Origin of the sequence: Phytoactinopolyspora endophytica (assembly GCF_004138495.1) — a bacterium.
Lineage (GTDB): Bacteria > Actinomycetota > Actinomycetes > Jiangellales > Jiangellaceae > Phytoactinopolyspora > Phytoactinopolyspora endophytica.
In genome coordinates this window covers 34,810-40,973 of sequence record NZ_ML142867.1, presented here as the reverse complement: position 1 = coordinate 40,973, position 6,164 = coordinate 34,810, and the positions used below count along the sequence as shown (strand labels likewise).

Here is a 6,164-nt window from a genome sequence, read left to right as displayed (position 1 = left end):
GCCAGGCTCGAAGCCGACGGCTCGGTCGTCCTGGCAGGCCCGCTGGCCGACCTGACGGGCGGGATCATCGTCTTCAGCGCCGAGAACCTCGACGCCGCCCAGGCGCTGGTCGAGCAAGACCCCTACACCCGGCTCGACGTCACCAAGGATCGAGAGCTCCAGGAGTGGAAGATCACCGTCGGGCCGTTCGCCTAGCCAGCGGGGCTCGAACCACCCACCCAGCGGGGCTCGAACCACCCACCGGGTGTGTCAGCCCCCGTGATCTTCACGCAGAGCGGACATCAACCACCGCACGGATCTGGGCGTCCCGGTCGCGTCAGTCCACGAGGGCCGTGATGAGTTGGGCGGTCGCCTCCGCGGGTGTGGCGTTGTCGATGAGGTCTTGCAGCCGGTCCCGGCCGATTTTGTCCACGAGCCGCTCGAGCGCCTCCATCGCCCGGATGGTCGCGTCGAACGCCTGGACCGGGTCGCCGTGCTTGGTGAACACGTCGTAGGCGAGCCAGCCCTCCCATCCAATGCGGTCGAGGTAGAACAGGGTCTCGACCATCTCCCAGATGTGCACCGCTCCGGGGACGATGTCCCAGTCCCATCCGCGGTTGTTGTCGTTGAAGTGCACGTAGAAGAGCCGGCCGGCGTCGTGCGCCATCGCGGCGCTCATGGCCGGGGTCTCGCCGGCGATGAGCGCGTGGCCGACGTCCATCGTTACGCCGAGGTTGTCGCTGCCGACCCGATCGCACAGGTGCAGGGTGGTCCCGACGTCGGGCACGGTGATCTGTGTGCGCGACTCGTACGCCTTGTACTCGATGCTGACGCGCACGTCGTCTCTGTGGTCCATCGCACGGCGGAACCCGTCCACCAGCCATCGCCATTGGTTCACGTAGTCGACCTGGAAGCTGTAGTCCCAGCCGTCCATGAGTGGGCAGACCGTCACGAGGTGTGAGCCGAAGTCGGCGGCGAGGTCCATGGCGGTGGTCAGCCAGTCGACGGCCTGACGTCGGATCTCTTCGTCCGGGTTCGTGAACGACCCGTTGCGCCAGACGGCGTCCGACTTGACGTTGAGGTTGACCGCGGAGACGGCGAGACCGGACTCCTGGACCAACGCCGCCGCGCGGTCTCGGTCGGCGAGGTCGGCCGGATACACGAGTTCGACGCCGTCGGCGCCAGGGATAGTCGATGCCTGGGCCATTCTCGTTTCGAGCGGCTTGGCCGGCTGGAACTCCGTGAATCTGTCGGCGTATCGGTCGAGGATCCCGACCATGATCGAGTGCTGTAGTTTCATCGATTCTGGATTCCCTTCTGGTTCATTGCGTGAGATGTGGCAGCCAGAGGCTGATCTGTGGGACGAGCGCGACCGTGAGTGTGACGAGTGCGAGTGCGAGGAAGAACCAGGCGTTGGCCCTGGCGACTTTCATGGCGTCGAGTCCTGCCGCTTGTCCCACGACGTAGAGGACGAGCCCGACCGGTGGTGTCAGAAGTCCCAGCATGAGCGCCATGACCACGACGATGCCGAAGTGAACCGGATCGATTCCCAGTTCTGTGGCCGCGGGGGCGAGCACGGGGACGGTGACGAGGATTGCTGCGATCGCTTCCATGAAGGTTCCGATGAGGACCAGGAATGCGAGGACTATGAGGAGTAGGAGTTGGGGTGATGTGGTGATGGAGGACAGCCATTCGGCGATGGTCTTCGGGATACCGCGCACGGACATGATCCAGCCGAGGTGGGCGGCGAAGGCGATGATGATGAGGATGCTCGCCGATGTGAGTGCGGCTCGCCGGATCACGGCGCCGAGCGTGTGTAGCGGCAGGCGAACGTAGAACAATGTGCAGAGCAGTGCGTAGCCGGAGGCGATGGCGGCGGCTTCGGTGGGGGTGAAGTAGCCGAACCGCAGGCCGCCGATGATGAGGATCGGGAGCAGGAGGATGGGAAATGCTTTCACCGTGGCGTTGAACGCGGCGGGGAGCGAGAACCGCTCACGGGTGAGCGTGTGGTCGCGGAATGTGGTGAGGAAGACGACGAGCATGACGGCTGCGCCCATGAGCAGTGCTGGCAGAATGCCGGCGAGGAAGAGGGCTCCGATTGAGACTTGGGCGACGAGTCCGTAGACGATGAGCGGGATGGAGGGCGGCAGGATCGGACTGACCAGCGACGATGATGCGGTCACGCTAGCCGCGTAACGAGCGCTGTAGCCGTTGCGGATCATCTGTGGTACCAGCAGTCGGCCTGTGCCCGCGGCGTCGGCCACCGCTGAGCCTGAGATGCCCGCGAAGACGATGCTCGCGCCGACGTTGGCGTATGCGAGACCTCCGCGCCTGCTGCGGACCCAGCTGAGCACGGCGTCCATGAGTACCCGCGTCAGGCCCGCGGCGCTCATGATCTCCGCGGCGAGCAAGAAGAGTGGAATCGCCAGCAGCGTGAAGCTGTCGAGCGAAGCGACCGAACGCTGTATGACCGCGGCCGGGTTGGTTCCTTCGATAAGTGAGAACCCTATTGCCGAGATGCCGATCGCGTAAGCGACCGGGACACGCAGGAATATCAGCGCGATCATCGGCGCAAGGAGCCAGATGATATCCATAAGTCGGTCCTAAACTGAAATGTCCGCACGCTCGTCTGACGGGTCAGTTGTGATCTGTCGAACATCTGGCATGTGCAGGAATTGCCGTGCGAGTGATTCGAGGCAATAGAGGAGTCCGATGCCGAAGCTGATGAATGCGGCGAGCGCGAGCGCCGTGCGGGGAATTCCGAGACTGGGGGAGACCAGCACTGATGAGGACGCCCATACGGCCGGTATTTGACACAGGAGGACCGTCAGAAAGACGGCGAGGCACATGTCTACCGCAACAGTGATGGCTCGGCGCACCCGTGGGGGAAACTTGTCCACAAAGTATTCGACGGTCAGATGTTTGCGTTCCCGCAGCAGTGCCGCAGCGCCAAGAAACGTGAGCCACACCAATGACAGGCGGGCGGATTCCTCGACCCAGTTCTGGCCGCCGCCGAGAACCAACCGGTCGAACACTTGCCAGATCAGCAGCAGTGCCAGCGCCGACAAGATGGCGACGAGTGCGATCACGAGCGTGCGCTGCAGTACATCGAGAGCACTCGTCACGCGATCGACGATGCGGCGCGCGTGATCGCGCCGATCTGCATGCGGCATGGTCAGAACTCCGTCTGGATGCGCTCGAGCACGTCCTCGCCCCAGATGTCTGCGGCATGGCGTTCGGTGACCGGGTACATCAGCTCGCGGAAGGCGTCGACGTCCGGCTCGATAATCTCGAGTCCTTGCTGCTCCCAGTCGGCGAGGATGTCGTTGTATGCCGTCTCCAACTCGCCGGATAACCAGTCCTCCGCCGAAGACATCTCCTCGTCGAGCACGGTCCGCAGGTCGTCAGGAAGTTCCTGCAGCGCTTGGCTGCTGACCCCGACGAACTGCGGCATGAACGTGTGCTCGGTGAGAGTGACGTAACGCTGGACTTCGCCGACGCCATTGGCATAGGCGGTATCGAGCGCGTTCTCTTGTGCGTCGACGACGCCGGTCTCCAGAGCCGAGTAAACCTCCTGCGCGGGGATCGCCACAGGCGTGGCACCGACTGCTTCCCAGATCGAGATCTGGAAATCGGTGTTTGGTACCCGTATGTCGAGTCCTTCGGCGTCGGCCGGGGTCTCCACGCGACGGCTGCTGGTGAGCGTTCGGGGCAGCCGTTCCAAGACGCCGACGATCTCGACCCCGGACTGATCGACCCATGCCTGGGACCAGGGATCGATGACATCGCTACGAAGGACGTCCGTCATGTGGTCGGCATCGCGGAAGATGTACGCCGCCGCAAGGAAGTCAAGCTCAGGCACGCCGGTGACTCCGCCAGAGACGCCATGAACGTCACCGTTGATGATCGCTTCCTGGATCTCGAGCTCGCTGCCGAGCTGCCCGTCGGGCAAGATCGTGATGGTCAGCTCGCCGTCCGTGCGGGAGTCGACCGCATCGGCCCAGCGCTCCAGCGCCTGGATTTCGAGGGAGGAACCGGCCGACGTCGCCCCGATGATCAGTTCGTGGCTGCCGTCGCCTGTGCCAGTGGAATCTGAATTCGTGCATCCGGCTGACGCCAGCATCACGGCGACTGCTGCGATGCTCGCGTAGCGCGAACGGGAGAAGGACATCATTGTCAGCACTTCCAATCGTCAACGAACGGTCATGGACTCACCTGTCGCTCGTGCGAATCCCCCCTTCGACACCGCGGACCGGGGGAGTGGACAAGAGGTAGCCGGCGGAACCGCTGAACCCTTCACGTAAGAAACTGACGTTTGCCTCGCGAACGCGATCCCAGTGATCGTGGTGTTGATGGCGCGCGGTCTCGGCGTCCGCGGCTCGGATCGCATCCACCACGGCTCGGTGCTCCCGCGCCGACGTCGTCGCGCCTGCGGGATTGACGTGCAGGGACAGAAACCGCAGCCGGCCGATGATGGTTTCGACGCGCTGCATGACTTGCTTCAGCAGTGGGTTTCCGGCCATCTCGGCGAGTAGTTCGTGGAATCGCTCGTCGGCCTGGACCCACGCCGCGCGGTCACCTTGTTCAGCTGCCGTCCCCATGGCGTCGACCGTCTCCAGGAGCAGGTCCTTCTGCCTGTCATCCGCGGTCTGGGCGAGCCGGAAGACCGCCACGCCTTCGAGGCCCATGGCGACGTCGTAGGCGTGTTCGACCTCATCGACGGTCATGGGGCGTACTCGGGCCGAGCGGCCACCCTCATTGTCGATGAGACCGTCGGCTTCCAGCCGGACGAGCGCGGCCCGGATCGGCGTTCTGCTCACGCCGAGCCGTTCGGCAAGAGCTTGGGTGGTCAGCCGCTCGCCGGGTGCGATCGAACCTTGCAGAATTGCTTGACGAAGCTCGCGGTAGACGCGCTCGGGAGCGGAGACGTTGTCACGGGCAGCCATGAGCGGTGCACTTCCTCACAGACTTGGTTGCGGATAAGCGGCGAGTATTCGACGCGCGGCGGCCACGTTAGCCGCTTGACCGGTGCGCTCGGCCGAGATGGTTTCCGCCTCGCTGCCTGCGAGGGGCAGCCACTGCTCGATGATGACACCAAGCCGTCCCGCCAGCCGCCGGTCCGCCGGCGCGGCCGAGTCCAATACGCTCGGGATGTCGAGCCAACCCTCGCCGAGTGTGCGGCCGACGATGTGCCCACCCACGCCGTTGCGGTCGGGCAGGATCGCGTAATCCTTGAAGTGCATGTTGACGCAGTAGCGCGCCAGCATCTTGACCGTGGTGAGTGGCCACTCGCCGATCATGATTGAGTTCGCCGTGTCGAGACACACGCCGACGGCGGTGCTCGCGGTCCCCTCGACAATCGTCGCGAGATCCTCGCTCGGGGTCATGAAATGGTTCTCGATGCCGATCATGACGCCCGCGGCTTCATAGTCCGGCGCGAGACGCCGGAGAACCGCGACGCTCTCCGACACCGTTGGGTGCCCCTCCGCGCCGTCCAACACGACACGCACGACGTCCGCTCCCAGGTCTTGTGCTGCCTGTAGCTGGTCGCGCATTCGTGGCTCCGTCAGGCCCGACGTGCCGACCTGCAATCGCACACCTCTACCGGACGCGTACGATCGCAGCCGGTGGCGCTGCGCCCCGTCGAATGACTCGAGCTCTGGGCTGTCGGCGATCTGAAGCAATGTGCAACCCAGCTGCGCGGCCTCGTCGACCATCGCGAATACGCCCAGAGGAACGGCGGGACGGAACGCTTCGTTCCCGACCGCCCATCGAAAGGCATAACTCCCGATTCCGATCTCCATTGACTCACTTCCGACGACGCAACTGGACCCCTAATTGGATCCAATATTGGGTCCACCATAGGTCGAAGGTGCCGACTGGTCAAGCGCGATTTCCCGACCATGAGGGGGTGTCGGTAAGGAACGTGTCATCAGGTGCAAGTCGCGTCGAGTGGGGCCTGGTCAGGGTGCGGGCGATGGGAGTAGCGTCCGCGCGTGGCGCGGGAGCTTGATCAAGATGAGCTGATCGATCGATGGACGCTGGTTGATGACGAGCTGGCGTTGGTGGCGGGCAAGCGTGGCCCGACACGGTTGGGGTTCGCGTTGCTGCTGCGCTTCTACACCGAGAAGGGCCGGTTCCCGCGTGGTCGTAGTGAGATTCCGGACGCTGCGGTCGAGTACGTT

General features: G+C 64.2%; 8 protein-coding genes. 2 read left to right on the top strand and 6 right to left on the bottom strand.

Annotated elements, in window-relative coordinates; translation table 11 throughout:
* Nucleotides 1–195: YciI family protein (locus ELR45_RS27920; protein WP_240760202.1), on the top strand; the 195-nt coding region annotated here is incomplete at its 5' end.
* A 121-nt stretch (nucleotides 196–316) separates the two neighbouring features.
* On the opposite strand, the gene ELR45_RS27915 is transcribed toward ELR45_RS27920, so the two are convergent.
* From ELR45_RS27915 to ELR45_RS27890, 6 genes are read right to left on the bottom strand one after another with little or no spacing between them, the layout of a single operon-like run.
* Nucleotides 317–1,279, bottom strand: coding sequence for a sugar phosphate isomerase/epimerase family protein (locus ELR45_RS27915; RefSeq protein ID WP_129669247.1), 963 nt, complete (start codon nucleotides 1,277–1,279; stop codon nucleotides 317–319).
* A 22-nt stretch (nucleotides 1,280–1,301) separates the two neighbouring features.
* Nucleotides 1,302–2,573 carry a TRAP transporter large permease gene (locus tag ELR45_RS27910; RefSeq protein WP_129669246.1) on the bottom strand — a complete coding sequence of 424 codons (1,272 nt, stop codon included), beginning with the start codon at nucleotides 2,571–2,573 and terminating at the stop codon, nucleotides 1,302–1,304.
* Between the two features lie 9 nt (nucleotides 2,574–2,582).
* Entirely contained in the window at nucleotides 2,583–3,152 is a 570-nt protein-coding gene (locus ELR45_RS27905; RefSeq protein ID WP_129669245.1) for a TRAP transporter small permease, read from the bottom strand.
* Between the two features lie 2 nt (nucleotides 3,153–3,154).
* Entirely contained in the window at nucleotides 3,155–4,153 is a 999-nt protein-coding gene (locus tag ELR45_RS27900; protein WP_240760209.1) for a TRAP transporter substrate-binding protein, read from the bottom strand.
* Between the two features lie 37 nt (nucleotides 4,154–4,190).
* The gene (locus ELR45_RS27895) at nucleotides 4,191–4,925 is read right to left on the bottom strand and encodes a GntR family transcriptional regulator (RefSeq protein WP_129669243.1); all 735 of its coding nucleotides are present in this window, start codon (nucleotides 4,923–4,925) and stop codon (nucleotides 4,191–4,193) included.
* A gap of 15 nt (nucleotides 4,926–4,940) precedes the next feature.
* Nucleotides 4,941–5,696 carry a sugar phosphate isomerase/epimerase family protein gene (locus ELR45_RS27890; RefSeq protein WP_240760208.1) on the bottom strand — a complete coding sequence of 252 codons (756 nt, stop codon included), beginning with the start codon at nucleotides 5,694–5,696 and terminating at the stop codon, nucleotides 4,941–4,943.
* A 279-nt stretch (nucleotides 5,697–5,975) separates the two neighbouring features.
* On the opposite strand from ELR45_RS27890, the gene ELR45_RS39340 reads away from it, so the two are divergent.
* Nucleotides 5,976–6,164 (top strand): DUF4158 domain-containing protein (locus tag ELR45_RS39340; RefSeq protein WP_205857398.1); only part of this gene is annotated, 189 nt, incomplete at its 3' end.

Coding starts and splice junctions, on each gene's coding strand:
- ELR45_RS27915 (WP_129669247.1), bottom strand. CDS start 1,279: ATGAAACTACAGCACTCGATCATGGTCGGGATCCTCGACCGATACGCC.
- ELR45_RS27910 (WP_129669246.1), bottom strand. CDS start 2,573: ATGGATATCATCTGGCTCCTTGCGCCGATGATCGCGCTGATATTCCTG.
- ELR45_RS27905 (WP_129669245.1), bottom strand. CDS start 3,152: ATGCCGCATGCAGATCGGCGCGATCACGCGCGCCGCATCGTCGATCGC.
- ELR45_RS27900 (WP_240760209.1), bottom strand. CDS start 4,153: ATGATGTCCTTCTCCCGTTCGCGCTACGCGAGCATCGCAGCAGTCGCC.
- ELR45_RS27895 (WP_129669243.1), bottom strand. CDS start 4,925: ATGGCTGCCCGTGACAACGTCTCCGCTCCCGAGCGCGTCTACCGCGAG.
- ELR45_RS27890 (WP_240760208.1), bottom strand. CDS start 5,696: ATGGTCGACGAGGCCGCGCAGCTGGGTTGCACATTGCTTCAGATCGCC.